Origin of the sequence: Mycolicibacterium agri, assembly GCF_002553505.1 — a bacterium.
In the GTDB taxonomy this organism is placed as follows: Bacteria; Actinomycetota; Actinomycetes; order Mycobacteriales; family Mycobacteriaceae; genus Mycobacterium; species Mycobacterium agri.
On record NZ_PDCP01000045.1, the window covers coordinates 22,167 to 48,598 of the forward strand.

Genomic DNA, 26,432 nt, shown 5'->3' on the forward strand with positions numbered 1-26,432 from the left:
GATCCAGGCAACGCGGTGCCACTAGAACCCGGCCCCGAAGAGCCCGGACCCGAGTCGGCGCTTGCGGTCGGCTCGAACGTAGGGCTGAGCACCGCGTCGGTGGATACGGGCAAGCGAGAGGCATCCAAGCGCCGCAGGGCCACGCTCTACTCGATCGGCGGTGCGCTTGCCCTGCTGGCCGGATGGGCGATTACCAGCCGGCTGACCGCGGGGGTGTTCGAACTGCTTCCCCCGCCGTGGACGGTGGCCGATCGCATGTGGGGCCTCATGGTCGGTGACCCCTCGCGCGGGGTGAAACCCGGCACCGTATTCATCAACTTCTGGGAAACGCTGCGCAAGACGCTCCTCGGATTCGTCGGTGCTGTGGTCGTAGGCGTCCCGATCGGCATTCTGATGGGCCGCTACGAGTACGCGAAGAACTACTTCTTCGACTTCGTCTACCTCGCGGCGAACATCCCGTTGATCGTGTACTCGATCCTGGCGGTCGTCCTCTTCGGCCTCGGCGACATCGGGCCCGCGGTCGTCGTCGGGCTTCTCGTCCTCCCGGACATCGCTCTCTTCGTCGCGGCCGGCGTGGAGGGCGTCGATCGTCGTCTTCTCGCGATGAGCCGCGTCTACAAGCAGCCGACGCTCGCGGCACTGCGGTACATCGTGGCGCCGACATTCCTCCCGTTCCTGTTCGCGGCGGTCAGGGCCTCGTTCGCCAGCTCGTGGAAGCTCGCGGCGCTGGCCGAGACGTTCGGGGGGACCTCCGGCGTTGGTGTCCAGATCCGAAAAGCGTTCCAGGGCTTTGCCGTTGCCGACATGCTCGCCTGGATGATGTTCTTCGTCATCTTCATCATCGTGATCGAGCGATTCGTGCTCATGCGGCTCGAGCGACGCGCGTTCCGCTACCGGCTACAGCGAGGTGAGGATGTTCTCCGCTACTAAACCTCGACCGGTGACCGCGAGTGCACCTGCCAAACTGAAAACTTTCCTCTTTCACCCGCGTGCGGCGCGATGGGCCGCCCGGCTCACTCTCCTGCTGATCTGGCAGCTCGTAGGCGACGTCAGCGCTCGTTTTCCCACTCCGGTCGGCACCTTCAACTTCATCGTGGCCGAGTTCAGGCGCCCATATGTGGGCACCGAAGCGAGCTTGCTCAACAACGAGGTCGTCTGGAACACCGTCATCAGCCTCCAGCGCACCGCGATCGGGATGGTCTGGGTGATCCTGATCGGCATCCCGCTCGGTTATGCGATGGGGACCTGGTGGCGCGCGCAGGGCCTCTTCACCGACATCATCATGGTCGGCCTCGCGCTGCCCGCCTACATCTGGGCCCTACTGGCGCTGATGTGGTTCGGCTTCGGCACCACCGCGCCCGTCTTCACCATCGCCGTCTCCGCCACGCCGGCGCTCGTCGTGTACGTGATGCGAGGGACGCTCGCAATACCACGCGAGCTCAGGGACATGTCCGTGGCCTACGGCGTCGGATTCGTCGAGCGCTTCCGCCGCCTCGTGCTGCCGTCGCTGGCCGGTTCGGTGATCGCCGGTCTGCGGCTCTCCATCCTCGCGGCCTGGGGCGTCGTACTGCTCGTGGAATGGTTCGGGCTGAGCGATGGAGCGGGATTCCGGTCGCGGAGCTGGTACGACTCGGCGAACTTCGACGGCATCATGGGCTGGGCTCTGATCATCATCGTGCTCATCATCGTCTTCGACCGCGGCGTGATCGAAAGGATCGATCGGCGTGTGCACCGGTGGCGCGACGGGATTGGGGGCTTCGGAGCGTCTTCTCGAGCAGGGAAATCAGAACCATGAAAGCGACCGCGAGGAGGCACTGACGTGGCGGTGCTGAAAGCCCACAAGGTGACAAAGGAGTTCCCGCCGACGACCAAGGATCAGCCGGTCGTGCGCGCGCTGGACGGGATCGACTTCGAGATGAGCGGTCAGAGCTTCGTCTCCATGGTGGGCCCGTCCGGCTGCGGCAAGAGCACCTTCCTGAACATCGTGTCCGGGGTCGAGACGCCGACCACCGGGAGCGTGGACGTGACCGCTGATGGTGGCGGCGCGGCCAGGCTCGGCTACGTGTTTCAAGACCCGCGGCTCCTACCGTGGCTAACGGTCACAGACAATCTGATCTACGTCCAGCCGAAGGCGAACAAGAAGCTTGAGTATGTGCAGCCGTACCTCGACCTCGTCGGTCTCACCGGCTTCGAGCACATGTACCCGGCGCACCTTTCGGGCGGGATGCAGCAGCGCGTCGGCATCGCGCGCGCGTTCTCGGTCGAGCCCGACCTCCTGCTCATGGACGAGCCGTTCAGCCACCTCGACGCGATCACGGCCCGCGGGATGCGCGCTGAGCTGCAACGGATCTGGGCGCGGACGAAGCGGACCGTCCTGTTCATCACCCACGACGTGATCGAGGCCGTCCAGCTCTCGGACCGGATCATCATCCTCGAGGTCGGCGGCAGGATATATGCCGACATCGAGGTGGGCCTGAGTTACCCGCGCCTCCAGACCGACCCAGCGGTCGCCACGCTGCAGTCCGAAATCCTCCAGGTGTTCGAGGAGATGGAGAGCCGTCGCGCGTCCAAGGATCCGCGGATCGCGGCCAAGGCCGGAGGCGAGTCGACTACGGCGTGATCGAGCCGTCGGCCATGGCGCGGTGCTCAGCGCCGTGGACGAGCGTCGCCGAACGTGCGCCTGGTGCGATTCTGCCCGCGAAAAATCGCTGAGGTTTCACGTTCGGCGGGCCACGGCGAGCGGGTGCAGGAAGTGCTCTTCACCGGTGATCACGTGCATGTCCACATCGATACGCCGCAAACCTGAGGAAGCGGTATGAGAACTCCTGGTGCGGGTCCGTAGGGGAACAGCCGAAGCACTCACGACGTTGCGTCTGCGACGGAGTTCAGACGGAGTTGAAAGGAAGGACCGTCCATGGCCACCGACTACGACGCACCACGCACGAAGAACGCCGAGGACACCGTCGACGAGTCGCTCGAGGAGCTGACCGTCACGCGGCGGGTTGCCGACACCGCCGTGATCGACGACGACGAGGCTGTCGATTCCTACGACCTGCCCGACGCGGATATCTCCGAAGAGCTCTCGGTCCGCGTGATCCCCAAGCAGGCGAACGAGTTCACCTGCTCGTCATGCTTCTTGGTGCAACACCGCAACCGGCTGGCACTGCAGCGCGGATCCGAGCAGATCTGCGTCGACTGCGTGTAGACCGCTACCCGTTGTTGGCGTCGAGGTCGCTGGTCTTCAGTTCGGTGATGTCACCCTCGGTGAAGTCTTGGCGGCCTCGCGCCGACTGGCGATCACCACCAGCGTCGGTGGTGGCCAAGCCTGCCATCAGGGCATAGCCCGCAATCCAGCAAGCGAAGTGCGAGGGGTGCGCGGTGTGAGAAGTCATAGGGAAAGCATCGCGACCGGCGGGCCGGCGGGTAATCGCTGCGCGGCCAGAATCCGGCCGCTTCAGGGTAGGAATTCCTGTCCGTCAGGCAGGTGACGCAGGAGACCCCGAACCGCGGGGAGATCGCGTTTCGCTGGCTCTTCGCGATCTGGCCGCAGACTCGCGGGCGGCCGTTGGCCTCGAACCTCGCAACCTCGGTCATCACCTGTAGGGCACAAAGTCCCCAATCACCCGCCGGGCGGTGCGCTGGGTCACAACGCGGGCCTACCGTTGTGCGCGGGAAAACACGATGACTGAGTTCATGCGCAGCAGTGACGCATTCACATGGTCCATGGAGAGCGACCCACGGCTCCGGTCCACGGTGGTGACTGTCCTGTTGCTGGACCGGTCGCCGGACTGGGATGAGGTCCGCGACCGCTTCGAGCATCTCAGCCACGAGCTGCCTATGCTGCGCCAGATCGTCGTCGAGTCACCGCCCCCTGCGCCACCGCGGTGGCAGCGCTCTGTCGACTTCGACCTGGACTTTCACATGCGACGGGTGGGGATACCGGCCGGCGGATCGTTCAACGACGTGCTCGAGCTCGCCAGGCTGGGACAGATGGAAGATTTCGACCGGGCCCGCCCGTTGTGGAAGATCACCCTGATCGAGGGCCTGCCCGATGGGCAGGCAGCCGTGCTGTGCGTGTTCCATCACGCTCTGACGGACGGCGTCGGCGGAATCCAGATCGCGATGACACTGTTTGGCCTCTCCCCGGGACTTCCATCCAATGACGATGAAGGGCAGCCGGTTTCACGACGAGCCGCCTTCGGCGATTACTGGGATACCGCGCGCTACAGCGTCGGTCTGGCCGGCGGCGCGCTGACCGGCGCGATGTCGGCCTTCCCCCGTCTGGTCGTCGACGGCGTACGCAGTCCGATGCGAACGCTGACCACCGCGATGGGACTCACCGGTTCGGTGTATCGTACTGTGCGGCCGGTTAATTCGACAGGATCGCCGCCGAGGACGCGACGCACGACGGTCCGCAGGCTTGACGTGCTCAAGGTGCCGAAGCCCGCGTTGCGCGAAGCGGCACACCGCGGCGGGGGCGCGCTGAACGACGCGTTCGTCGCCGGCGTGGCCGGCGGCATACGCATATACCACGACAAGCACGGCGTCGATGTGAGCCGGCTCCACCTGACGATGCCAATCAACCTGCGCACAGAGGGTGATGCTCCTGGAGGGAACCGGATCACGCTGATGCGCTTCGATATTCCCGTCGATATCGCTGACCCGGCGGAACGGATCCGGCGGATCCACGAGCGTACCGAGCGGGTCCGCAACGAGCAGTCGCTGCCGCACACGCAGCTCATCGCCGGGTTCTTGAACCGGATGCCGCGCTGGTACATCGGGTCGATCCTGCGCAACGTCGACTTCGTCGCCAGCGATGTACCGGGCATACCGATTCCGGTGCAATTCGGTGGCGCCGAGGTCCGGATGCAGTACGCATTCGGGCCAACGATCGGTGCGGCGGTCAATGTCACGCTGCTGACTTACGTAGACACCTGCGCGCTGGGCATCGATGTCGACAGCGGGGCAATCCCGGACGTCAAGCTGTTCACGCGGTGCCTGCAGGCCGGCTTCGACGAAGTGCTGGGGCTGGCGGCTTGACCCGAGCACTCACCGCCGCAGACGAATTACCGCGACAACGCCGAACAGGATCCTCTTCCCAAGCAGGTATGACGAGCGATAATCCTGCCGCCTGTTCGCGACAAACTCAGTGATTTCTTGGTTGCCGAGGACCCACTACCTCGCGACACTAATGCGGTGACTGACCGGCCCGTCAGACGTGGACCCGACGATGACCCCACACTGACCGACGAAGAGCTAATCGCTCAGCGGAGGGCATGGTTTCGGGAATACACCCAAGCCAAGAACGTCTACGCGTCGGCCTCGGAGGGACCTTATTCCTGCCCGTGCTGCGGCCATATTGAGTTGTCGGAGCGAGGTGCGTACGAGATCTGCGGTGAGTGCGTCTGGGAAGACGATGGGCAGGACGATCACGACAGCTCGGTGGTTCGCGGCGGCCCCAACGGCGCGCTCAGCCTCGACCAAGCCCGCGCCGAATACGCCCGCCCGGCCCGGCGCCACACTCTCGCCTCACCATGTCGGTCATCTCAGTATCGGCTTTGAGCCGGCGCAAAACTGCGTACTGGACTACGTCAGTTTTCCCGCCGCGTACCGCCCGGGCCCGAAGACATCGATGACGGCCCAACCCATCTCGGCGTCACTGAGGACCTAGGCGTCGACCTTCATCTCGACCAGAACCCGGCGCAGCAGCTTGCCGGTGGCGTTGCGGGGCAGCTCGTCGACGAACACCACATCGCGCGGCACCTTGTGGCGGGCCAGGTTCTCCTTCACGTACTGCTTGATCGCGTCCGGATCCAGCTGTGCGCCAGGCTCGGGAACAATGAAGGCGCGCAACCGTTTTCCCCACTCGACGTCGTCCACACCGACGACGGCCACCTCGGCGACATCAGGGCGCTGTTCGAGCAGTTGCTCCACTTCCTGCGGGAAGACGTTTTCCCCGCCGGACACGATCATGTCGTCGTCGCGACCGTCGACGAACAGCAACCCGTTCTCGTCGAAATGGCCCATGTCGCCGCTGGACATGTAGCCGTCGATGATCTGCTTGGTCCGTCCGTCGGTGTATCCCTCGAACGGCGCCCCGCTGCGGATGAAGATCCGGCCGCGACGGTTCGGACCCTCGATGCGTCGGTCGTTCTCGTCGAACAGGACCACTTCGCACGTCACCGGAGCGCGGCCCGCCGTGCCCGGCGCGGCCCGCAGCTCCGCAGGGGTCGCGATGGTGGCGATCGCGCATTCGGTCGAGCCGTACATGTTGTAGAGAACATCGCCGAAGGTGTCCTGCACCCGGTTGGACAACTCCGGGCTCAGCGCCGACCCGGCGATCAGGATCACCTTCAGCGACGACGTGTCGTACTTGGCGATGACGTCCGGCCCAAGCTCGACAATGCGATGCAGCATCGTCGGGACGGCGACCAGCATGTCGGCCTCGTGCTCGGCGATGAGCTGCAGCGTCCGCTCCGCGTTGAACCGCCTCATCGTCGCCACCTTGTTGCCCAACGCGGCGCCGACGCCGTAGGTGGCCCAGCCCGTGCTGTGGAAGATCGGCGACACGATCACCATGGTTCCCTTCCGCGGGAACGGGATCCGGTCGACGATCTGCGCCGTCGCCAGCGGGTTCACCGTCTTCCGCGGCGCGCCCTTCGGCAGGCCGGTGGTACCGCTGGTGAGGATGACCGACCCGCCGGCTTGAGACGGCGGCGGCAACGGCTCGGTCGGGTTGGCCGCGACGATGTCATCGAGGGTCAGCGCGCCCGCGGGCAGCTCGGCGCCGTCGTCGACCCAGACCACGACGCGGCGGATGTCGTCCGGCAGCGCGTCGAGCAGGCCGAGGAACTCGCTGTCGTGCAGCATCACGCTGACGCCCTCGCGCTTGCAGACCTCCGCGAACTGCGGCTTGGCGAAGCCGGTGTTCATCAGCACCATCCGGGCGCCGACCTTGCCGCAGGCGGCCATGGCGACGGCCAGCCCGCGGTGGTCGCGGCACAGCACACCGATGACGGACCCTTCAGTGACGCCCAGGTCCTTCAGCCCGTGTGCCAGCGCCCACGACTGGTCGTCGACCTGCTTGTACGTCAGCGTCCCGCGTTCGTCGACGATCGCGGGCAGGTTCGCATACTTCTGGCCCCCGACGATCGCCATCGTGGCCTGCGGCCCGTAGACGCGCGCGAGCTTGGCGAACCGGATCGTCGAGCCCAGATCCTTCAGGTCGATCATTCCGGTGCTGGCCAGGCGCTCAACCGCACGCGCCTTCTCAGATACGTGCTGCAGCTTCTGCCGAATGCCAGCCAGTGCCTCAACCATTGCGCCTCCTTGAGCCGTGGACGGTCGCTGCCGCCTCGGACGTCCCGATTCGAGCCGACATCGCATAATCGGCGGCTGTGTGATCTAAGTTACGAGAAGTGGAACCGCCCCACAGCTATCTCCGCGATCGCTCCGAAGCAGTGATCCATCACGCCGACTACTTGAACGGCAGAACTGACCGCGCGCTTCACGGTGTGGATGACCGCGCCCTCTGTGGTGCGGCGTTGCATGACCCGACCCCTGTCCCACAGGTCGATGTCGCTGAGGCCCTCTGCCCTGACTGCGAGGCGCGGCTCACCGCTTATCACCTCGAGTGGTGGCGCGCGAAGGCCCTCGCCCTCACCGCGGAACTCGAGGCACTGCGCGCCAAACACCCCGAGCTTGTCGAGACTCCCGATACCGCAGTTGCGCCCGCCCCCGCAGCCGAGGAGCAGACCGAACCTGCCGCCACCATCCTCGACGGCGCCCGACGGGAACTCGCTGAGCTCCTCCTGCAGTTCGAGGGCGCCGTCCCCTTCTATCGACTGAAGAACGCGATGCAGGACTTCAGCGACAGGTTGAGTGACGACGACCGGCTGCGCCTCGCTCAGGAGATCGGTCCCGACAGCTCGCTGATCCGGTGGGCGACAGCGGAAGTCGAACGTCGAGGGTTGAGCGTCGCAAACAATCGTGTCCAGAAGAACGAGGTCATGATGTGGCAGGAATGGCTTCAGGAGTCGCAACCGGCCCCGAAGCCCAAACGCCGATTCGGGCGGTCCCGATAACCCGGGCAGACCCAAACCGTTAAGGACCGTACCGCGGGCGTCAAGATCCCGTTAAGGCCGCCATTACGGCCCTGAGCAGGGCGTTTCATGGTTCAGGCCGCCGAAGTCCGGCAGCCCGTAAACATGCCCTGGAGTGACATGTCCGCCCTGCTCTACGTCCTGCTGACGGTGGCGATCTTCGCCCTGCTCGGCTGGATCCAGAAGTTGGTCGAGGCGTTGTGAGCGGCAACCTCATCGGCCTCGCGCTGGCGATCCTGCTCGCCGTGTTCCTCTTCGCCGCCCTGCTGTTCCCGGAGAGGTTCTAATGACGTCGACGACAGCGGGGATCCTGTTCCTCGCCTCACTGATCATCGGCCTTGCGGCCGTGCACGTGCCGCTGGGCGACTACATGTACCGGGCCTACGCCTCTGCCAAGGATCTGCGCGGCGAGCGATTCGTCTATCGCCTCATCGGTGCCGACCCGAAGGCCGAGCAGACGTGGGGCGGCTACGCCCGCAGCGTGCTGGCGTTCTCGGCGGTCAGCCTGCTCTTCCTGTTCATTTCTCAACTGGTACAAGGCAAGTTGCCGCTGCACCTCAACGATCCCGGCACTCCGATGACGCCTGCGCTGGCCTGGAATACCGCCGTCAGCTTCGTCACCAATACAAACTGGCAGGCCTACTCCGGTGAGTCGACGCAGGGCCATCTCGTGCAGATGGCAGGGCTCGCCGTGCAGAACTTCGTGTCCGCGGCGGTCGGCATGGCCGTGGCGATGGCCTTCGTCCGCGGGCTCGCCCGCCGCAACACCGGCGAGCTCGGCAACTTCTGGGTCGACCTGGTGCGCGGCTGCATCCGAATCCTCTTGCCGCTCTCCATCACCGGCGCGATCATCCTGATCACAGGCGGCGTCATCCAGAACTTCGCCGTGCACGACCAGGTGGTCAGCACGCTCGTCGGCGGGCAGCAGACCATCCCCGGCGGCCCGGTCGCCAGCCAGGAAGTCGTCAAGCTGCTCGGCACCAACGGCGGCGGCTTCTTCAACGCCAACTCCGCTCATCCCTTCGAGAACCCCACCGCATGGACCAACTGGGTCGAGATCTTCTTGCTGGCGTGCATCGCGTTCTCCCTTCCCCGCACCTTCGGCCGCATGGTCGGCAGCAGGAAGCAGGGCTACGCCATCGCCGCCGCGATGTCGGTGATCGCGCTCATCAGCGTCTCGTTGATCATGTGGTTCCAGATCGGCCACCACGGCACCGTCCCCACCGCGATCGGGTCGTCCATGGAAGGCGTGGAACAGCGCTTCGGCGTGCCGGATTCGGCCGTCTTCGCCGACTTGACCACGCTGACATCGACAGGGGCCGTCGACTCCTTCCACGACTCCTACACCAGTCTCGGCGGCATGCTCACGCTGTTCAACATGCAACTCGGCGAGGTGGCGCCCGGCGGCGTGGGCTCCGGACTGTACGGCATGCTCATCCTCGCCATCATCACGGTGTTCGTAGCGGGGCTGATGGTGGGCCGCACACCGGAATACCTCGGCAAGAAGATCACGCCGCGCGAGATCAAGCTGGCCGCAACGTATTTCCTGATCACGCCGCTGATCGTGTTGACCGGCACCGCCGTCGCGATGGCCATGCCAGGTCAACGCGCCAGCATGCTCAACACCGGTCCGCACGGGCTGTCAGAAGTGTTGTACGCGTTCACCTCCGCGGCCAACAACAACGGGTCGGCGTTCGCCGGCATCGGTGTGAACACCGTGTGGTACAACACCGCACTCGGCTTGGCCATGCTGTTCGGCCGCTTCCTGCCGATCATCTTCGTGCTGGCACTGGCCGGCGCGCTGGCCAAGCAGGGCAAGACGCCCGACTCCGCAGGCACACTGCCCACCCACCGACCGCAGTTCGTCGGCATGGTCGCCGGCGTGACGCTCATCCTGGTCGCTCTCACGTTCCTGCCCATGCTCGCGCTGGGCCCCCTCGCTGAAGGAATTCACCGATGACCACTCACACCATCGAGGCCGCACCGGCCGCACGGCCGAAAGCCATGGCGCCCAACCGTGTACAGGGCGGCCTGCTGGATCCGAAGATGCTGTGGAAGTCGCTGCCCGACGCGCTGCGGAAACTGAATCCGCGCACGCTGTGGCGCAACCCCGTGATGTTCATCGTCGAGATCGGCGCCGCGTGGAGCACCGTGCTGGCTGTCATCGATCCGTCCTGGTTCGCGTGGATGGTCGTGGCGTGGCTGTGGCTGACGGTCGTCTTCGCCAACCTCGCCGAAGCCGTCGCCGAAGGGCGCGGCAAGGCACAGGCTGAAACACTGCGGAAGACAAAGACTTCCACCATGGCCCGTCGCCTCGTCGGCTGGCGACCCGGCGCTCCCGGCCGCGAAGAGCAGGTGGCCGCACCATTGTTGCAACAGGGCGACATCGTCGTCGTCGAAGCAGGTGAGACCATTCCCGGCGACGGTGACGTCGTGGACGGCATTGCGTCCGTTGACGAGTCCGCCATCACCGGCGAGTCCGCGCCGGTGATCCGCGAGTCCGGCGGCGACCGGTCCGCAGTGACCGGGGGCACCACCGTGCTATCCGACCGCATCGTGGTGCGGATCACACAGAAGCCCGGCGAGAGCTTCATCGACCGGATGATCGCTCTGGTCGAAGGCGCCAACCGGCAGAAGACGCCCAACGAGATCGCGCTGAACATCCTGCTCGCCTCGCTGACGATCATCTTCGTGTTCGCCGTCGCCACGCTGCAGCCGCTGGCGATCTTCTCGAAGACGAACAACCCAGGCGTGCCGGACACGTTGGCGCTCAACAGCAGTGGTGTCACCGGCATAGTCATGGTGTCACTTCTGGTCTGCCTCATCCCCACCACCATCGGCGCACTGCTGTCGGCGATCGGCATCGCAGGCATGGACCGGCTCGTTCAGCGCAACGTGCTGGCGATGTCGGGCCGCGCGGTGGAGGCCGCCGGTGACGTCAACACGCTGCTGCTGGACAAGACCGGCACGATCACACTGGGCAACCGGCAGGCCGGGGCCTTCGTTCCGCTGACCGGCATCACACCCGAAGCGCTGGCCGACGCGGCCCAGCTGTCCAGCCTCGCCGACGAGACGCCCGAGGGGCGATCCATCGTGGTGTTCGCCAAACAGCAGTACGGCCTCCGGGCCCGCGCACCCGGCGAGCTCGACAAGGCTCAGTGGGTCGAATTCAGCGCCACCACACGCATGTCCGGCGTCGACCTGCACGACGGCCAGATGCTGCGCAAGGGCGCGGCCAACTCGGTCGCCGACTGGGTCCGCTCCCAGGGCGGACGCGTGCCGACAGAGCTCGGCGAGCTCGTCGACGGCATCTCCGCGGCGGGCGGCACTCCGCTGGTCGTCGGTCAGGTCATCGAGCATGAAGCGTCGGTGCTCGGCGTCATCCATCTCAAAGACGTCGTCAAGCAGGGTATGCGGGAACGGTTCGACGAGATGCGCCGCATGGGCATCCGCACGGTGATGATCACCGGCGATAACCCGTTGACCGCCAAGGCTATCGCCGACGAGGCCGGCGTCGACGACTTCCTCGCCGAAGCCACCCCCGAGGACAAGATGGCGTTGATCCGCAACGAGCAGGCCGGCGGCAAGCTCGTCGCGATGACCGGCGACGGCACCAACGACGCGCCAGCGCTGGCCCAGGCGGACGTCGGCGTGGCGATGAACACCGGCACGTCGGCGGCCAAGGAGGCGGGCAACATGGTCGATCTCGACTCCGACCCAACGAAACTCATCGAGATCGTCGAGATCGGCAAGCAGCTGCTGATCACCCGCGGCGCGTTGACGACGTTCTCGATCGCCAACGACATCGCCAAGTACTTCGCCATCATCCCGGCGATGTTCGTGACGCTGTTCCCCGGCCTCGATCTGCTCAACGTCATGCGGCTGCACAGCCCGCAGTCGGCGATCCTGTCCGCGGTCATCTTCAACGCGATCATCATCGTCGCGCTGATCCCGCTGTCGCTGCGGGGCGTGCGCTACACACCGAGCAGCGCATCAAAGCTGTTGAGCCGCAACCTCTCTATCTACGGCCTCGGCGGCATCGTCGCGCCGTTCATCGGGATCAAGCTCATCGACCTGGTCATCCAACTCTTCCCGGGAATGTAGACATGAAATTCACCAACATCGTTCGCCAACACTGGGCGGCGCTGCGCGCGCTGCTGGTGCTGACCGTCATCCTCGGCCTGGCCTACCCGGTGTTCATCTGGCTCGTCGCGCAGCTGCCCGGCCTGCGGGACAAAGCCGATGGGTCAATTATCACCGCCCGCGGTAAACCGATCGGCAGCAGCCTCATTGGCCAGTCCTTCACCGACGCCGACGGCAATCCGCTGCCCCAGTACTTCCAAAGCCGACCGTCGGCCGCAGGAGACGGCTACGACCCGATGGCCACCAGCGCCAGCAACCTGGGACCCGAAAGCGTCGTCGACGCACCGGACAAGCCGAGCCTGCTCACGCTGGTGTGTTCGCGCAGCGCCGCGGTCGGCGAACTCGACGGTGTCGACGGGTCACGGCCGTTCTGCACCCGTGGCGGCGTCGGCGCCGTGCTGTCGGTCATCGGGCCGCGCGACGCACGCGGCAACGTCGTGCACCCGACCCGCGTCGTCAGCGTCAACGAGCCGTGCGAGAGCACCCGCACCCCGTTCCTCAGCACGTACGAGGGCATCCGCGTCGAGTGCGCCCGCGCCGGTGAGGACTACAGCATCGGCCAGTTCGTGCCCATCCACGGCAGCGCGCCAGCCGCCCCGACGGTGCCCGCCGACGCCGTGACCGCCAGCGGCAGCGGACTGGACCCGCACATCTCCCTCGCCTACGCCGACCTCCAGATCGACCGCGTCGCCAAGGCCCGCGGCATCGCCCCCGCCCAGGTCAGGCGGGACGTCGCCGACAACACCGACGGGCGCTGGCTCGGCTTCTTCGGGGAACCGACTGTCAACGTCCTGAAACTGAACATCGAGCTTGACGAACAGCATCCGGGAGGATGATGAACGGGTGACCAGTGAGGCGTCACCCGCCAAGCGGCGTGGTGAGCTGCGCATCTATCTCGGGGCGGCGCCCGGTGTCGGTAAGACGTACGCGATGCTCGGCGAAGCGCACCGTAGGCTCGAGCGCGGCACCGACGTGGTGGCGGCGGTCGTGGAGACACACAACCGCAAGAAGACCGCCGACCTGCTGGCCGGCATCGAGGTCCTGCCGCGACGTCCCGTCGATTACCGGGGGACCCGCTTTTGGGAACTCGATGTCGACGCCGTGTTGGCGCGTAAGCCCCAGGTCGTGCTCATCGACGAGTTGGCCCATACCAACGCCCCCGGCAGCAGAAACCCGAAGCGGTGGCAGGACATCGACGAGATCCTCGATGCGGGCATCACGGTGATCACCACGGTCAACGTCCAGCACCTGGAAAGCCTCAACGACGTCGTCACCCAGATCACCGGCATCGAGCAGCAGGAAAAGGTGCCCGACGAGACGGTTCGCGCCGCCGACCAGATCGAGCTGGTCGATATCACCCCGGAAGCGCTGCGGCGCAGGCTGTCTCACGGCAACGTCTATGCCCCCGAGCGGATCGACGCCGCGTTGTCGAACTACTTCAGGCCGGGCAACCTGACTGCACTGCGCGAGCTTGCGCTGCTGTGGCTGGCTGATCAGGTGGATGCGGCGCTGGCCAAGTACCGCGCCGACAAGAACATCACCGATATCTGGGAGGCCCGCGAACGGGTTGTCGTGGCGGTTACCGGCGGCCCAGAGTCGGAAACCCTTGTGCGGCGCGCCTTTCGGATCGCATCGAAATCCAGCGCCGAGCTGATGGTGGTGCACGTCGTGCGCGGCGACGGCCTGTCCGGGGTGTCCGCACCGCAGATGGACAAGGTGCGCGAGCTGGCCACCAGCCTGGGCGCCACCGTCCACACCGTCGTCGGTGACGACGTGCCCTCCGCGCTGCTCGACTTCGCCAGGGAGTTGAATGCCACCCAACTGGTGATCGGAACATCGCGGCGGTCCCGCTTTGCGCGCGTCTTCGACGAGGGCATCGGCGCCGCCGTCGTCCAGGAGTCGGCCAAGATCGACGTTCACATGGTCACGCACGGCGCGGCCAAGCGAGGGCGCACATGGTCGTCGCTCACCCCGCGACAGCGGCACACCACATCGTGGCTCGCGGCTTTGGTTGTGCCGTCGACGATTTGCGCGTTGATCGTCTGGTCGCTGGATCCGTTGCTGGGCGTCGGCGGTGAAAGCGCGCTGTTCTTCGTCGGCGTGTTGATCGTCGCGCTGCTTGGCGGCGTTGCCCCTGCCGCGCTGTCGGCCGCACTGTCCGGTCTGCTGCTGAATTACTTCCTCGTCCACCCGCGTCATACGTTCACCATTGCCGAACCCGATAGCGCGATCACCGTCGCCGTGCTGCTGGTCGTCGCGGTCGCCGTCGCCGCGCTCGTGGACAGCGCGGCGAAGCGAGCCGCAGAAGCAACGCGCGCTTCCCGCGAAGCCGAACTGCTCGCGTTGTTCGCCGGATCGGTGCTGCGCGGCGCCGACCTCGACACCCTGCTCGAACGGGTCCGCGAAACCTATTCGCAGCGAAGCGTGAGCGTGCTGCGCGTCCAGGACGGCGACGACTGCATCGTTGCTTGTGTCGGCAACGATCCCTGCGCGACGGTGCAGTCGGCCGACACCGCGATTGAAGTCGGCGACGATGAATTCTGGATGTTGATGGACGGCAAGCAATTAGGCGCCCGCGATCGGCGCGTGCTGACCGCCGTCGCCAAGCAGGCGGCAGGCCTGGTCAGGCAGCGCGAGTTGGCGGAGGAGGCGAGCAGGGCCGAGGCGATCGCGCGAGCCGACGAGTTGCGCCGCTCGCTGCTGTCGGCGGTCAGCCACGACCTCCGCACTCCCCTGGCCGCCGCGAAGGCCGCGGTGTCCAGCCTGCGCAGCGACGACGTCGACTTCTCCGAGGAGGACACCGCAGAACTGCTCGCCACCATCGAGGAGTCGATCGACCAGCTGACCGCGCTCGTCGACAACCTGCTGGACTCGTCGCGGCTCGCCGCCGGAGTGGTCACCCCGGAGCTGCACCGCGTCTATCTGGAGGAGACGGTGCAACGGGCGCTGGTGGGAATCAGCAAGCACTCGACGGGTTTTCGCAGCGTCGCACTGGATCGGGTGAAGGTCGATGTCGCCGATGCGGTCGTGATGGCCGACGCCGGGCTGCTCGAGCGTGTGCTGGCCAATCTGATCGACAACGCCCTGCGCTACGCGTCCGACAGCCCGGTACGGGTCACGGCCAGCCCGGTCGGCGACCGGGTGCTGATCGCGGTCATCGACGAAGGACCCGGGATCCCACGCGGCGCCGAAGAGCAGTTGTTCGCGCCGTTTCAGCGGCTCGGCGATCGGGACAACAGCATCGGCGTCGGGTTGGGCCTGTCGGTGGCCAAGGGGTTCGTCGACGCGATGGGCGGCACGATCCAGGCCACCGACACACCAGGCGGCGGCCTGACCGTGCTGGTGGAACTCGCTGCCGCAGACGAGGTTTCATGACCAAGGTGCTTGTTGTCGATGACGAGCCGCAGATTCTGCGGGCGTTGCGGATCAACCTGTCGGTGCGCGGCTATCAGGTGGTGACCGCGTCGAGCGGCGGGGGGGCCTTGCGCGCGGCGGCAGATGGGCATCCCGATGTGGTCATCCTCGACCTCGGGTTGCCCGACATGTCCGGCATCGAGGTGATCGGCGGGCTGCGGGGATGGTTGACGGCGCCGATCATCGTGCTGTCGGCCCGCACGGATTCCGCCGACAAGGTCGAGGCACTCGATGCCGGCGCCGACGACTACGTGACCAAGCCGTTCGGCATGGACGAATTTCTCGCTCGGTTGCGCGCCGCGATCCGTCGCGGCGCCGCCGCCGACACCGATCAGCCCGTCGTCGAAACTGCCTCTTTCACAGTCGATCTGTCCGCCAAGAAAGTGACGAAGAACGGCACGGATGTCCATTTGACGCCGACCGAGTGGGGCATGCTCGAGATGCTGGTCCGCAATCGCGGCAAGCTGGTCGGCCGCGAGGAACTCTTGAAAGAGGTGTGGGGGCCTGCCTATGCGAAGGAGACGCATTATCTGCGCGTGTACCTCGCGCAGTTGCGCCGCAAGCTCGAGAACGACCCGTCCCATCCGGTGCACCTGCTGACCGAAGCGGGCATGGGCTACCGCTTCCAGGAGTGACTTTTCTCCCGCGAGCAGACGCATGTGCCCGCAAAGGCCCAGGAAAGGGCGGACCTTTATGTCTGCTCGCGGTTAAGACTGAGCGGTCTCGGCGGCGAGGTCGATCAGCTTCTTGCGCACCAGATCCGGTCGTTCGTCGACGACGAAGTGCGACGTGTCGACCGTCTCCAGCGTGTAGTCGTCGGCGTTGGCCGTTTCGGGCGACACCATCGAGATATCGATGGCCATATCCCCTTTGCCGAACAGCGCGCGGATCGGCACTGTGGCGCGGCGGGTTTCGCGTTCGCGGACGCCGCGCGGTATTTCACGCGTCAGGAATGTGCGGTAGGTGTCCCGCCCCGCCTTCGCGCACACCGGGTCACGGAACCGCTCGGCGAACACCCGGGCCGACTCGCGATCCATCCGCGAACCCACGCCGAAGATCACCTTCTCGATATACGGCGTGTAGCGCTGCACCGCGACGCCGAACGTCGCCAACGGCACCTGATAGTGGAACCGCCACATATGTGGCAGCACCGAACGGGTCGACTGCCACGGATGCGCCATATTGCAGGCCAGGTAGCCGTCGAACCGGTCTGGACGCGCCAGGATCATGCGGTAGCCGACATAGGCGCCCCAGTCGTGGGCCACGAGCAGCACGCGGTCCAGCCCCATCGCGTCCATCAGCGCCAGCACATCGGTGGCGACGCTCTCCTTGTCCCACTTATGCGGCGCTTGGCCCGACCAGCCGTAGCCGGGCAGATCCGGCGCGATGATCCGCAGCCCCGGCGGCGGGTCGGCCAGCAGGTCGCGGTACTCCCAGTGGTGCTGTGGCCAACCGTGCAGGGCCAGCACGGGACGGCCGTCTTCGGGACCGGCCTCGGTGACGTGAAAGCGCACGCCGTTGGCGTTGATGAAGGACCGGCGCACTCCAGGTATCAGGGGCGGTTGCGCGCTCATTTGAAGGACTATAGGCAGCAGGGTCGGCGACGACGCCCGCGTGCCCGCTTTGGAGCGACAAAGTCGCGCATGGTTAGCCAGGCTAGATTCGCGACAATATCGCGCCGAGACGACTCGCTACCGCGTCACCCGGGACAGCAACGCAGCGGCCAGGCGTCGACGCGGCCAGCCACGCGCCCCGGCACCGGCAAGGGCCGCCCGAGCTGCGTTCCTGCCGCAGATCCCGTGCACGCCGCCGCCCGGTGTGGCACCCGCGCTTCCGAGATAGACGTTCTGCACAGGCGTCTCGGCCCTGCCGAAGCCGGGCGCCGGCCGAAAGATCAACTGCTGAAACAGCTGCGAGGTGCCGCCATTGACAGCACCCGCGAAAAGGTTCGCATCGCTGGCTTCCAGATCCGACGGCCGCTGGATTGTCTTGCCGATCACGCGGGCGCCGAATCCCGGCGCGTGCTCCTCCAATACGCGATCGACCGCCTCGGCCAGCCGATCCGCCGACGCATCGTCGGAAACACCACGAGGCAGATGCGTGTAGGCCCAAGCGCTTTCAGTGCCTGCGGGCGAACGGGTCGGATCCGCGGTCGTCATCTGCCCGAACAGCAGGAAGGGCCGCTCGGGAATGGTCTCCGTGTTGAGGTCGGCCATCCACCGGATCAGCCCATGGTGATCGGCGCCCAGATGCACGGTGCCGGCTTCGCCCAAGCTCTTGGACCGCCAAGGCACCGGCGCATCCAGCGCGTAGTTGATCTTCAGAACCGGTGTGTCCCAAACGAATCCGTCCAGCGACCGGAGCAGCCCGCGTGGCACGGCGTGTTCTGGCAACAGGTCGCGGAGCAACCGGGGCGCCGACGTGTCGGCGACCACGGCGCGCCGCACCCGAACCACCGAACCGTCGGCGGTGTGTACGGCGACCGCCCGCCCACCGTGCACCTCGATTCCATCGACCCGACGCCCGCACTCGATCTGTGCTCCGGCCGACCGCGCGCGGTTGACCAACGCGGCGGTCAACTGGCCCGCGCCGCCGACCGGTACCGGGAAGCCGCCGTCCTGCGCCATCATGATCAGCATGTAGCCCATCACCGCGCTGCCCGGCGCCTCGATGGGTACGTCGGCGTGCATTGCGTTGCCCAACAACAACAGTCGCGCCTCGTCGCCCGAGAACAGCTTCTCGGCCATCACACCCGCAGGCAGCAGCAACAGATGCGCCAACCGCAGCGCTTCGGCGGTACCCAGACGGCGCAACAGCCCGACCGGACCGCGCACCGGCGGAAACGGCGAGAACAACGTCGACAACAGCGGGTCCTTGATCCGCTGCCACTGCTCGAACAGGCCCGCCCACGCACCGCCGTCGCGCGGATCGAGATTGGCGATCGTGCGGTCCACGTCGCGGTAGATCAGCGGCGCCTCTTCGTCCTCCGGCGAGCGTGCATGACCCACCACTGCCGGAGCATGCGACCAACGCAGGCCGTGATCCTCGAGATTCATCGCCCGCAGTGCCGGTGAGGTCACCGACAGCGGATAGAACGCGCTGTAGAGGTCGCTGACGAAACCCGGAAACAGCGAAGCGCTCTTGACGGCCCCGCCCGGTTCGTCCTGCGCCTCGAGCACGAGCACGTCCCATCCGGCGTCGGCCAGCATCGCCGCGGCGACCAATCCGTTGTGCCCGGCACCGACAACCACCGCATCCGCTGTCTGGCGCATCATCGCGGCGGCTGTGAAATCACCCGATTGGCAACGGCTTTCACGGAGTCGGGCAGGAACCGGTTGACCAGGCCCATCGCCTTGGACAGCGCGACGAGGCGACCACCTTGCGGTCGCCGCGCATCAGCGCGTCGTAGCCCTGCTTGGCGACCTTGCCGGGATCGTCCTTCGGACCACGCGCCACCAGGGTGTCGGCCATGCCGACGCGACGGAAGAAGTTGGTGTCGGTGGGACCCGGCATCAACGACGTGACAGTCACACCGGTGCCGCGCATCTCGTCGTGCAGCGCCTCGGCGAACGACTGCACGAACGACTTGGAGGCGTTGTACATCGTCTGATGTGAGCCGGGCATCTGGGCCACGATCGAGGACGTGTAGAGCACCTTGCCCGATCCGCGCGCGGCCATGTCCCGCAGCACCAGCTTGGACAGATGCACCGTCGACCGCACGTTGAGGTCCACGACGTTCATGTCGCTGTCCAGGTCGCCGTCGATGAACCGTCCGCCGCGGCCGGTGCCCGCGTTCAGACATACCACCTCGACATGCCCGCCGCCCGAGGTGGCGGTGCGGTACAGCCGCTCCACGTCGTCGGGCTTGCGCAGATCGACCTGTACCGGCGTCACCGTCGCACCCGTTGCGGCCAGTTTGTCGGCGCTGGCGTGGATCGCATCGTCGTCGGCCGCCACCACAACGTCGTATCCGTCCTCGGCGAACAGCTTGGCCAACTCGAATCCGATGCCACTGGATGCGCCCGTCACCAGGGCGAGTTCCGACGTGCATGCACAACGGGCTACCCGAGACGGTCGATGTCAAACGGCCCCAAACCAGGGTTACAGCGGCCCCGTCGCGGCTACCGTGCCGGTTATGGGTGGATATCGAGAACTCTTCGAGGCCAGCATCCGAGATCCGAACGCCTTCTGGGCCGATGCCGCCAAGGCGGTGACGTGGACACGTGAACCTCAAAAGATCCTCGACGACACGAACCCACCGTTCTACCGCTGGTACCCCGACGGCGAGTTGAACACCTGCGTCAACGCGCTCGACCGTCACGTCGACGGCGGCCGGGCCGACCAGCTGGCGTTGATCTACGATTCGCCGGTCACCGGCACGAAGCGCACCTTCACCTTCCGGGAACTTCTCGACCTGACGGCCCGATTCGCCGGCGTTCTGCGCGCCAACGGCGTCGAGCGGGGCGACCGCGTCGTGATCTACATGCCGATGATTCCCGAGGCCGTCGTCGCGATGCTGGCCTGCGCCCGGCTGGGCGCGGTGCACTCGGTGGTGTTCGGCGGTTTCGCGGCCCACGAGTTGGCCACCCGCATCGACGACGCACGCCCCAAGGCGATCGTCACCGCGTCGTGCGGCATCGAGCCGACCCGCACCGTCGAGTACAAGCCGATGATCGACGCCGCGCTCGACATGGCCGAACACCCCGCGCCCGTCTGCATCGTGGTGCAGCGCGACCGGCACCGGTGCCAGTTGCAGGACGGCCGCGATCTGGACTGGACCGACGTGATGGCGACGGCCTCACCGGTTGACGCCGTGCCCGTCAAAGCGACCGACCCGCTGTATGTGCTCTACACCTCGGGCACGACGGGAAAGCCGAAAGGCATCGTGCGCGACAACGGCGGACATGCCGTCGCACTGCTGTGGAGCATGCGCAACATCTACGACATCGCACCGGGTGAGGTGTTCTGGGCCGCTTCCGATGTCGGCTGGGTCGTCGGCCACTCCTACATCGTCTACGGGCCGCTGCTGCTCGGAGCGACAACCGTTCTCTACGAAGGCAAACCGATCGGAACACCCGATGCCGGCGCGTTCTGGCGGGTGATCGCCGAGCACGGCGTCAAGGCGTTGTTCAGCGCGCCGACGGCGTTGCGCGCAATCCGCAAGGAGGACCCCGACGGAGAGCACATCGGCCGATACGACCTGTCGCCGATGAAGTACCTCTTCCAAGCGGGCGAACGGCTCGACCCTGACACCTACGCGTGGGCGGCGGACAAACTGAGCGTGCCGGTGGTCGACCACTGGTGGCAGACCGAAACGGGTTGGGCGATCGCCGCCAATCCGATGGGCGCCGATCCGCTTCCGATCAAGGCCGGCTCGCCGACCGTGCCGATGCCGGGCTATGACGTGCGCGTGCTGCACGTCGACGGTTCGGAATGCGCGCCCGGCGAGGACGGCGCGATCTGCATCCGGTTGCCGCTGCCGCCGGGAACGCTGCCGACACTGTGGGGCGACGACGCCCGCTACCAGCGCTCGTACCTGTCCGAGTACCCGGGCTTCTACCTGACCGGCGACGGCGGCTACCTCGACGAGGACGGCTATCTGTTCGTGATGGGCCGCATCGACGACGTCATCAACGTCGCCGGGCATCGGCTGTCCACGGGTTCCATCGAGGCGGTGCTGGCCACCCATCCCGCGGTGGCGGAGTGCGCCGTCATCGGCGTCGCCGACGAGATCAGAGGCCAGGTGCCGCGCGGCTTCGTGGTGCTCAAGTCCGGCGCCTCGGCGGAAGGCCTGCCCGAGGAGTTGGTCGAACTCGTGCGCACCGAGATCGGCGCCGTGGCCTGCCTACGCACCGTCGACGTCGTACCCGCGCTGCCGAAGACGCGCTCGGGCAAGATCCTGCGCAAAACCATGCGCGGCATCGCACATGGCAAGGACGAACCGCTGCCGTCGACGATCGAGGACCCGACCGTGCTGGACAAGCTCAAACCGATCCTGACTCGTTGACGCCGGTATCGTCGAAGGCACACCACTTCGATGTAAGGGAGCGATGAGTAGCGCCTCGCGCGCACCCCGAAGACCCGTCCCACCCCGGACTGAGCGTGTGACGGCTCCGGAGGTGGAAGCATGCTGATGGCGCTGGCCAATATCGGCCTCGGCGTCGTGGTGGTGGTCCTGATCACCGCGTTCACGGCGTATTTCGTCGCCCAGGAGTTCGCCTACACGGCGGTCAACCGGGCACGTTTGAAGGCGCACGCGGAGGCGGGCGATGCCGCCGCGGCCGGCGCTCTTGACGTGACCCGGCGGACGTCGTTCATGTTGTCGGGCGCGCAATTGGGCATCACCGTGACGGGTCTGCTCGCGGGCTATGTCGCCGAACCGCTGATCGGTCAGGGGCTGGCGGATGTGCTCGGGTTGGCCAGTGTGCCGAGCAGCGTCGGGGTGGCTGTCGGCGCGGCCATATCGCTGATCTTCTGCACGATCGTGCAGATGCTGTTCGGCGAGTTGTTCCCGAAGAACCTGGCGATTGCCATCCCGGAAGCGCTGGCCCGGCGCCTCGCGCTGTCGACCCGCTGGTATCTGCGGTTGTTCGGGTGGCTGATCTGGTTCATGGACCAGTCCTCGAACGTGCTGCTGCGCGCGGTGCGAATCGAACCGGTGCACGACGTCGAACAGGCCGTCACCGCACGCGACCTCGAGCACATCGTCGCCGCGTCGTCGGCCACCGGCGAGATGCCCGCCGAACTGTCCACGCTGCTCGACCGCATCCTCGACTTCCCCACCAGCACAGCCGAACACGCGATGGTCCCGCGCACCCGCGTGGACGTCGTACGCTTCGACGAGCCCGTCGAGTCGGTGCTGACCCGCATGGCCGCAGGACACACCCGCTACCCCGTCGTCGGCGAGACCACCGACGAGGTGCTGGGCATCGTCGACCTCCACGACGTGCTCGACGCCGATCCCACGGCGACCGCCGCCTCGCGGTGCCGGGCCGCGGTGCAGGTGCCGACATCGCTACCGCTGCCCGTTACGCTGCAGCGGCTCACCGATGCAGGCCACCAAATGGCTCTGGTGATCGACGAATACGGCGGTTTCGCAGGGATCGTCACCATCGAGGACATCGCCGAGGAACTGGTCGGTGAGATCGCCGACGAGCACGACGCGTCGAGCGGCGAGGCGACACGGCGCGACGACGGTTGGGTGATGCCCGGCGACATACACCTCGACGAGGCTTCGCGACTGCTCGACGAGGAACTACCCGACGGCGACAGCGAGACGCTCGCGGGGCTGTTGATGGAAAAGCTCGGCCGCCTGCCGGTCGTCGGGGACTGCGTCGAAATTCCGCTGCCGGACGACTCCGCACAGTGGAAGAGCGACCCAGTCAAGGTGTTGACCGCCACCGTGCGGTCGATCGAACGGCGCGTGCCCGCCGAGGTTTTCGTGTCGGTGCGCACGTTGGAGACCCACGATGAGTAATCCGTTGACGGTGCTCGCGGTCACCATGGGCCTGATCGCGGTCAGCGCGTTGTTCGTCGCCGTGGAGTTCGCGTTGTTGACCGCACGCAAGCACAGACTGGAGGATGCGGCGGCCAAGAGTTACGCCGCACGGGCCGCGTTGCGCAGCACAACGGAACTGTCGGTGCTGCTGGCCGGTTCGCAGTTGGGCATCACGGCCTGCACCCTGGCGTTGGGCGCTACCACAAAACCGGCTGTGCACCACTGGCTTACGCCGCTGATCCGCGCTCTGGGCGCGCCACCTTGGGTCGCCGACGCGGGCAGCTTCGTTCTGGCGCTGGCGATCGTGACGTTCCTGCATCTGGTCATCGGTGAGATGGCGCCGAAATCGTGGGCGATCGCACATCCTGAACGTGCGGCGATCATTCTGGCGATCCCGATGCGCATGTTCATGACGCTGACGCGTCCGGTGCTGATCGCGCTCAACCGCGCGGCGAACTGGTGTGTCCGCATGGTCGGCGTCGACCCGGTCGACGAACTCGCCGAAGGGCAGGACCCCGAGACGCTGCGTCAATTAGTCGAACACTCGGCGGCCGCAGGCACTTTGGATGAGCGCAACTATCGCAACCTGGCGAGGGCATTGGATCTGCGCAAGCTAACCGTCGGCGATATCGTGTCGCCCACAACGCGGTTGAGCACGGTCGCCGCCGATGCCGACCCCGCGGCGATTCAAGCGATGTCGCAGTTGACCGGTCATCAGCGGCTGCTCGTGGCCGATGAGAAGCATGCGCCGATTGGCGTGGTGCACGTCCGCGACAGCCTGCGCCCGCCGCCGGGTACCACGGCGCGCGATCTGATGCGGCCGCTTCTGCGGCTGCGGCCGAGCACACCGGTGTATCGCGCGCTTGCGCAGATGCGAAAGAGCCGCAACCACGTGGCGATCGTCGTCGACAGCGGCTCGGTCGGGCTGGTGACCATGACCGACCTGCTGCAACGCCTGCTGGCCGAGGCCGACGCGGCCGCTTGAGCGCATATTCCTTTCATTCGCCGATGAACAGAACTATGGTGATTTCGGCATATGTTCGAACTCTGCTCCCACCTGATCAGGCGGTCAGAGCGACTGAGGAGTTGTAGCGATGCGCGAAACCAAGGCCGGCAGTTGTAACTGTCATTGCAACGCGTGCGACAGCGGGCACCACTGCGGTAACCCGCCCAACTGCCACGTACGGCGCTGAGCGCCCTGCACTAAGTCACCTTCTTACGGCGGCACAGGTCCGCCGACGGTTACTTTCGCGCGTCTATTAGCGCGTCTTCCCCGCCGTCGCGATTAATCGGCGACCTGGCGGGGTACCTACCTGCCGACCCGTCAATAACGAGGTCGAAGGGAGGCGAGGCGATGGTGAAGCGGCCCAAGTTGATGGCGGTTCAGGGCGCGGCCCTGCTGATCGCGGTCGTGTTCCTGATCATGGGCGTGCTTGGATTCATCCCAGGGGTGACGACGAACGTCGACTCGCTCGAGTTGGCCGGACACCATTCCGGCGGCTTGCTGTTCGGCGTCTTCGCCGTGTCCGGGTTACACAACATCGTCCACATCGCCTTCGGCGTTGCCGGATTGGCGATGGCCCGCACCTACGCATTGGCCCGCCTTTACTTCCTCGTCGGCGGGCTGGCCTACCTGGGCCTGTGGCTCTACGGGCTGCTGATCGACCACGCCAGCCCGGCCAACTTCGTCCCGCTCAACGGCGCCGACAACTGGCTGCACTTCGGCTTGGGCGTGGGCATGGTGCTGCTCGGCGTCACCCTGGCCGGGCAGCGCGACCCGACCAAACACCGGACGAGGGTCCGCACCTGATCACAGGATCGACAGCGCGATGCCGTCCAGAATGTCGTGCTCGCTGACGACCAATTCGTCGATGCCCGCGCGTTTGCCCAGCGCGTCGGCCAACTCCTCCACGATGATCGCGCCCCCGCCGATAACGTCGACTCGGCCCTCGTGCATCGGCCCCAAGGCCGCGCGCTGATCGTGGCTCATCGCGATGATCTCGTCGCACACTGCAAGCAGATCATCGAAGCCCACACGCGAGAGGTGAATCGCCTCCGGGTCATACGTCGTCATCCGCTGCGCCAGCGCCGCCAGCGTCGTCATGGTTCCGGCGACGCCGACCCACGTCCGCGCCTTCTCGACGGGCACCACGCGCAGCGCCTCGCCGAGCCGTTCGCGCACCACATCCCGCGCTGCCGCCACTTCCGCCGCCGTCGGCGGGTCGGTGTGCAGGCAGCGTTCGGTCAGCCGGACACAGCCGACGTCGGCGGAATAGCCCGCCTCGACCTCGCGCTGGCCGAGCACCACCTCCGTCGACCCGCCGCCGAGGTCGACCACGACGAAAGGTCCTGCGGCGGCGTCTAACTCGTAGACCGCGCCGTGGAACGACAGTCGGGCTTCCTCGTCGCCGGTGATCACCTCGGCGACCGCACCGGGCACGACCGCGCCCAGCACCTCCGATGTCATCGCGAAGAACACGTCGCGGTTGGCGGCGTCGCGCGTTGCCGAGGTCGCCACCATCCGCACCTTCGTGACATCGTGGCGGCGCAGCAATTCGGCGTAATCGATCAGCGCGGCCTTGGTCCGTTCCAGCGCGGCGGGCGCGAATTGCCCTGTGGCGTCGACACCTTGGCCCAACCGCACGATGCGCATCTCGCGGTGGACGTCATGCAGCGAACCGTCGACCACCTCGGCGATCAACAATCGGATCGAATTGGTGCCGCAGTCGATCGCCGCGACTCGAGTCACGTCCACACCTCCCGGTCGAGGATGCCTTCCATGTCAGGTTCGGTGGCCAGCATCGCCAGGGCCTCGTCGCCCAACGGGTTTACGCCTGGACCTTTCGCCAGTGAATGCGCGATGAGAACGTGCAGGCATTTCACTCGGTCCGGCATGCCGCCGCCGGAGAACGTGGTGCCCAGCGCTTCGATCGCGTCGCGCTCGGCAAGGTAGGCCTCGTGTGCCCGACGGTACGCCTCGGCCAGTTGCGGGTCCTGTTTCAGCCGCTCGGTCATCTCCCGCATCAGGCCCGCCGATTCCAGCCTGCTGGCCGCTGCCGTCAGCTTGGGATGCGTCAGGTAGTACAACGTCGGAAACGGTGTTCCGTCAGGCAATCTCGGCGCGGTCTTGATGACGCCCGGTTCGCCGTTCGGGCATCGGTAGGCGATCTCGAGCACCCCGCGCGGTTCGCGACCGAGTTGCCGCGCGACGGCCTCGAGATCCGACTGCTCAACCACCGGGCGCAGGGGCGGGCGGTGGCGGGGCAGTCGGAGGT

24 protein-coding genes and 1 pseudogene are annotated in these 26,432 nt (G+C 66.4%); 18 read left to right on the plus strand and 7 right to left on the minus strand.

Annotation, left to right across the window (positions count from 1 at the left end; all coding sequences use genetic code 11):
• The first annotated feature begins 15 nt into the window (after positions 1-15).
• From CQY20_RS21875 to CQY20_RS21890, 4 genes are all read left to right on the plus strand, one after another.
• A complete protein-coding gene (locus CQY20_RS21875) occupies positions 16-930 on the plus strand; it encodes an ABC transporter permease (protein WP_097942182.1) in 915 nt (304 codons plus the stop codon).
• Between the two features lie 10 nt (positions 931-940).
• On the plus strand, positions 941-1,795 hold the full coding sequence (locus tag CQY20_RS21880; protein WP_163701679.1) for an ABC transporter permease: 855 nt from the start codon (positions 941-943) through the stop codon (positions 1,793-1,795).
• Positions 1,796-1,819: 24 nt separating this feature from the next.
• Positions 1,820-2,620, plus strand: coding sequence for an ABC transporter ATP-binding protein (locus CQY20_RS21885; protein WP_097942184.1), 801 nt, complete (start codon positions 1,820-1,822; stop codon positions 2,618-2,620).
• 294 nt (positions 2,621-2,914) lie between these two features.
• Complete coding sequence (locus CQY20_RS21890) at positions 2,915-3,205, plus strand: DUF4193 domain-containing protein (RefSeq protein ID WP_097942185.1); 291 nt, start codon at positions 2,915-2,917, stop codon at positions 3,203-3,205.
• A gap of 4 nt (positions 3,206-3,209) precedes the next feature.
• On the opposite strand, the gene CQY20_RS34530 is transcribed toward CQY20_RS21890, so the two are convergent.
• Complete coding sequence (locus CQY20_RS34530; RefSeq protein WP_133119102.1) at positions 3,210-3,392, minus strand: hypothetical protein; 183 nt, start codon at positions 3,390-3,392, stop codon at positions 3,210-3,212.
• A 289-nt stretch (positions 3,393-3,681) separates the two neighbouring features.
• Between CQY20_RS34530 and CQY20_RS21895 the strand changes: the two genes are divergently transcribed.
• Positions 3,682-5,040 carry a wax ester/triacylglycerol synthase domain-containing protein gene (locus CQY20_RS21895; protein ID WP_097942186.1) on the plus strand — a complete coding sequence of 453 codons (1,359 nt, stop codon included), beginning with the start codon at positions 3,682-3,684 and terminating at the stop codon, positions 5,038-5,040.
• 156 nt (positions 5,041-5,196) lie between these two features.
• On the plus strand, positions 5,197-5,562 hold the full coding sequence (locus CQY20_RS36220; protein ID WP_097942187.1) for a CPCC family cysteine-rich protein: 366 nt from the start codon (positions 5,197-5,199) through the stop codon (positions 5,560-5,562).
• A 105-nt stretch (positions 5,563-5,667) separates the two neighbouring features.
• Here the strand turns inward: CQY20_RS36220 and CQY20_RS21905 are convergent, their stop codons facing one another.
• Positions 5,668-7,320 carry an acyl-CoA synthetase gene (locus CQY20_RS21905; protein ID WP_097942188.1) on the minus strand — a complete coding sequence of 551 codons (1,653 nt, stop codon included), beginning with the start codon at positions 7,318-7,320 and terminating at the stop codon, positions 5,668-5,670.
• Positions 7,321-7,544: 224 nt separating this feature from the next.
• On the opposite strand from CQY20_RS21905, the gene CQY20_RS21910 reads away from it, so the two are divergent.
• From CQY20_RS21910 to CQY20_RS21940, 8 genes are all read left to right on the plus strand, one after another.
• Positions 7,545-8,084 carry a hypothetical protein gene (locus CQY20_RS21910; protein ID WP_234816352.1) on the plus strand — a complete coding sequence of 180 codons (540 nt, stop codon included), beginning with the start codon at positions 7,545-7,547 and terminating at the stop codon, positions 8,082-8,084.
• A 123-nt stretch (positions 8,085-8,207) separates the two neighbouring features.
• Positions 8,208-8,306, plus strand: coding sequence for a potassium-transporting ATPase (locus CQY20_RS35880; protein ID WP_109789740.1), 99 nt, complete (start codon positions 8,208-8,210; stop codon positions 8,304-8,306).
• Complete coding sequence (gene kdpF, locus CQY20_RS35975; RefSeq protein WP_272938826.1) at positions 8,303-8,389, plus strand: K(+)-transporting ATPase subunit F; 87 nt, start codon at positions 8,303-8,305, stop codon at positions 8,387-8,389. The genes CQY20_RS35880 and kdpF overlap by 4 nt, the downstream gene beginning before the upstream one ends.
• Positions 8,389-10,062, plus strand: coding sequence for a potassium-transporting ATPase subunit KdpA (gene kdpA / locus CQY20_RS21920; protein WP_097942191.1), 1,674 nt, complete (start codon positions 8,389-8,391; stop codon positions 10,060-10,062). The genes kdpF and kdpA overlap by 1 nt, the downstream gene beginning before the upstream one ends.
• A complete protein-coding gene (kdpB, locus tag CQY20_RS21925) occupies positions 10,059-12,206 on the plus strand; it encodes a potassium-transporting ATPase subunit KdpB (RefSeq protein ID WP_097942192.1) in 2,148 nt (715 codons plus the stop codon). The genes kdpA and kdpB overlap by 4 nt, the downstream gene beginning before the upstream one ends.
• A gap of 2 nt (positions 12,207-12,208) precedes the next feature.
• Positions 12,209-13,081 (plus strand): potassium-transporting ATPase subunit C, encoded by an 873-nt coding sequence (locus CQY20_RS21930; RefSeq protein ID WP_097942193.1) that lies wholly within the window; start codon positions 12,209-12,211, stop codon positions 13,079-13,081.
• Positions 13,082-13,088: 7 nt separating this feature from the next.
• Positions 13,089-15,620, plus strand: a complete 2,532-nt coding sequence (locus CQY20_RS21935; RefSeq protein ID WP_097942194.1) for an ATP-binding protein — start codon at positions 13,089-13,091, stop codon at positions 15,618-15,620.
• Entirely contained in the window at positions 15,617-16,294 is a 678-nt protein-coding gene (locus CQY20_RS21940) for a response regulator (RefSeq protein ID WP_097942195.1), read from the plus strand. The genes CQY20_RS21935 and CQY20_RS21940 overlap by 4 nt, the downstream gene beginning before the upstream one ends.
• Before the next feature lie 72 nt (positions 16,295-16,366).
• On the opposite strand, the gene CQY20_RS21945 is transcribed toward CQY20_RS21940, so the two are convergent.
• The 3 genes and pseudogenes from CQY20_RS21945 to CQY20_RS21955 form a co-directional block, all read right to left on the minus strand.
• Positions 16,367-17,233 carry an alpha/beta fold hydrolase gene (locus CQY20_RS21945; protein ID WP_097942196.1) on the minus strand — a complete coding sequence of 289 codons (867 nt, stop codon included), beginning with the start codon at positions 17,231-17,233 and terminating at the stop codon, positions 16,367-16,369.
• Between the two features lie 117 nt (positions 17,234-17,350).
• Positions 17,351-18,934, minus strand: coding sequence for a phytoene desaturase family protein (locus tag CQY20_RS21950; RefSeq protein ID WP_097942197.1), 1,584 nt, complete (start codon positions 18,932-18,934; stop codon positions 17,351-17,353).
• Positions 18,931-19,691, minus strand: a pseudogene (locus CQY20_RS21955) (SDR family NAD(P)-dependent oxidoreductase). Before CQY20_RS21955 ends, CQY20_RS21950 begins: the two are co-directional and overlap by 4 nt.
• Before the next feature lie 103 nt (positions 19,692-19,794).
• Here CQY20_RS21955 and CQY20_RS21960 point away from each other — a divergent pair.
• The 4 genes from CQY20_RS21960 (at position 19,795) to CQY20_RS21975 (ending at position 24,967) form a co-directional block, all read left to right on the plus strand.
• The gene (locus CQY20_RS21960; RefSeq protein WP_097942198.1) at positions 19,795-21,666 is read left to right on the plus strand and encodes a propionyl-CoA synthetase; all 1,872 of its coding nucleotides are present in this window, start codon (positions 19,795-19,797) and stop codon (positions 21,664-21,666) included.
• Positions 21,667-21,786: 120 nt separating this feature from the next.
• The gene (locus CQY20_RS21965; protein WP_097942199.1) at positions 21,787-23,136 is read left to right on the plus strand and encodes a hemolysin family protein; all 1,350 of its coding nucleotides are present in this window, start codon (positions 21,787-21,789) and stop codon (positions 23,134-23,136) included.
• Entirely contained in the window at positions 23,129-24,142 is a 1,014-nt protein-coding gene (locus CQY20_RS21970; protein WP_097942200.1) for a hemolysin family protein, read from the plus strand. Before CQY20_RS21965 ends, CQY20_RS21970 begins: the two co-directional genes overlap by 8 nt.
• 369 nt (positions 24,143-24,511) lie before the next feature.
• On the plus strand, positions 24,512-24,967 hold the full coding sequence (locus CQY20_RS21975) for a DUF4383 domain-containing protein (protein ID WP_097942201.1): 456 nt from the start codon (positions 24,512-24,514) through the stop codon (positions 24,965-24,967).
• On the opposite strand, the gene CQY20_RS21980 is transcribed toward CQY20_RS21975, so the two are convergent.
• Positions 24,968-25,906 (minus strand): Ppx/GppA phosphatase family protein, encoded by a 939-nt coding sequence (locus CQY20_RS21980; RefSeq protein ID WP_097942204.1) that lies wholly within the window; start codon positions 25,904-25,906, stop codon positions 24,968-24,970.
• Positions 25,903-26,394: a DUF501 domain-containing protein gene (locus CQY20_RS21985; protein WP_097942202.1), complete on the minus strand. Its 492-nt coding sequence runs from the start codon at positions 26,392-26,394 to the stop codon at positions 25,903-25,905. Before CQY20_RS21985 ends, CQY20_RS21980 begins: the two co-directional genes overlap by 4 nt.
• Between the last annotated feature and the right edge of the window lie 38 nt (positions 26,395-26,432).

Excerpts from the sequence above, each read along its gene's own strand:
- CQY20_RS21890 (WP_097942185.1), top strand. The coding sequence starts at position 2,915 with ATGGCCACCGACTACGACGCACCACGCACGAAGAACGCCGAGGACACC.
- CQY20_RS21930 (WP_097942193.1), top strand. The coding sequence starts at position 12,209 with ATGAAATTCACCAACATCGTTCGCCAACACTGGGCGGCGCTGCGCGCG.
- CQY20_RS21965 (WP_097942199.1), top strand. The coding sequence starts at position 21,787 with ATGCTGATGGCGCTGGCCAATATCGGCCTCGGCGTCGTGGTGGTGGTC.
- CQY20_RS21975 (WP_097942201.1), top strand. The coding sequence starts at position 24,512 with ATGGTGAAGCGGCCCAAGTTGATGGCGGTTCAGGGCGCGGCCCTGCTG.
- kdpB (WP_097942192.1), top strand. The coding sequence starts at position 10,059 with ATGACCACTCACACCATCGAGGCCGCACCGGCCGCACGGCCGAAAGCC.
- kdpA (WP_097942191.1), top strand. The coding sequence starts at position 8,389 with ATGACGTCGACGACAGCGGGGATCCTGTTCCTCGCCTCACTGATCATC.
- CQY20_RS21945 (WP_097942196.1), bottom strand. The coding sequence starts at position 17,233 with ATGAGCGCGCAACCGCCCCTGATACCTGGAGTGCGCCGGTCCTTCATC.
- CQY20_RS21940 (WP_097942195.1), top strand. The coding sequence starts at position 15,617 with ATGACCAAGGTGCTTGTTGTCGATGACGAGCCGCAGATTCTGCGGGCG.
- CQY20_RS21905 (WP_097942188.1), bottom strand. The coding sequence starts at position 7,320 with ATGGTTGAGGCACTGGCTGGCATTCGGCAGAAGCTGCAGCACGTATCT.
- CQY20_RS21895 (WP_097942186.1), top strand. The coding sequence starts at position 3,682 with ATGACTGAGTTCATGCGCAGCAGTGACGCATTCACATGGTCCATGGAG.
- CQY20_RS35880 (WP_109789740.1), top strand. The coding sequence starts at position 8,208 with ATGCCCTGGAGTGACATGTCCGCCCTGCTCTACGTCCTGCTGACGGTG.
- CQY20_RS34530 (WP_133119102.1), bottom strand. The coding sequence starts at position 3,392 with ATGACTTCTCACACCGCGCACCCCTCGCACTTCGCTTGCTGGATTGCG.
- CQY20_RS21950 (WP_097942197.1), bottom strand. The coding sequence starts at position 18,934 with ATGATGCGCCAGACAGCGGATGCGGTGGTTGTCGGTGCCGGGCACAAC.
- CQY20_RS21970 (WP_097942200.1), top strand. The coding sequence starts at position 23,129 with ATGAGTAATCCGTTGACGGTGCTCGCGGTCACCATGGGCCTGATCGCG.
- CQY20_RS21960 (WP_097942198.1), top strand. The coding sequence starts at position 19,795 with ATGGGTGGATATCGAGAACTCTTCGAGGCCAGCATCCGAGATCCGAAC.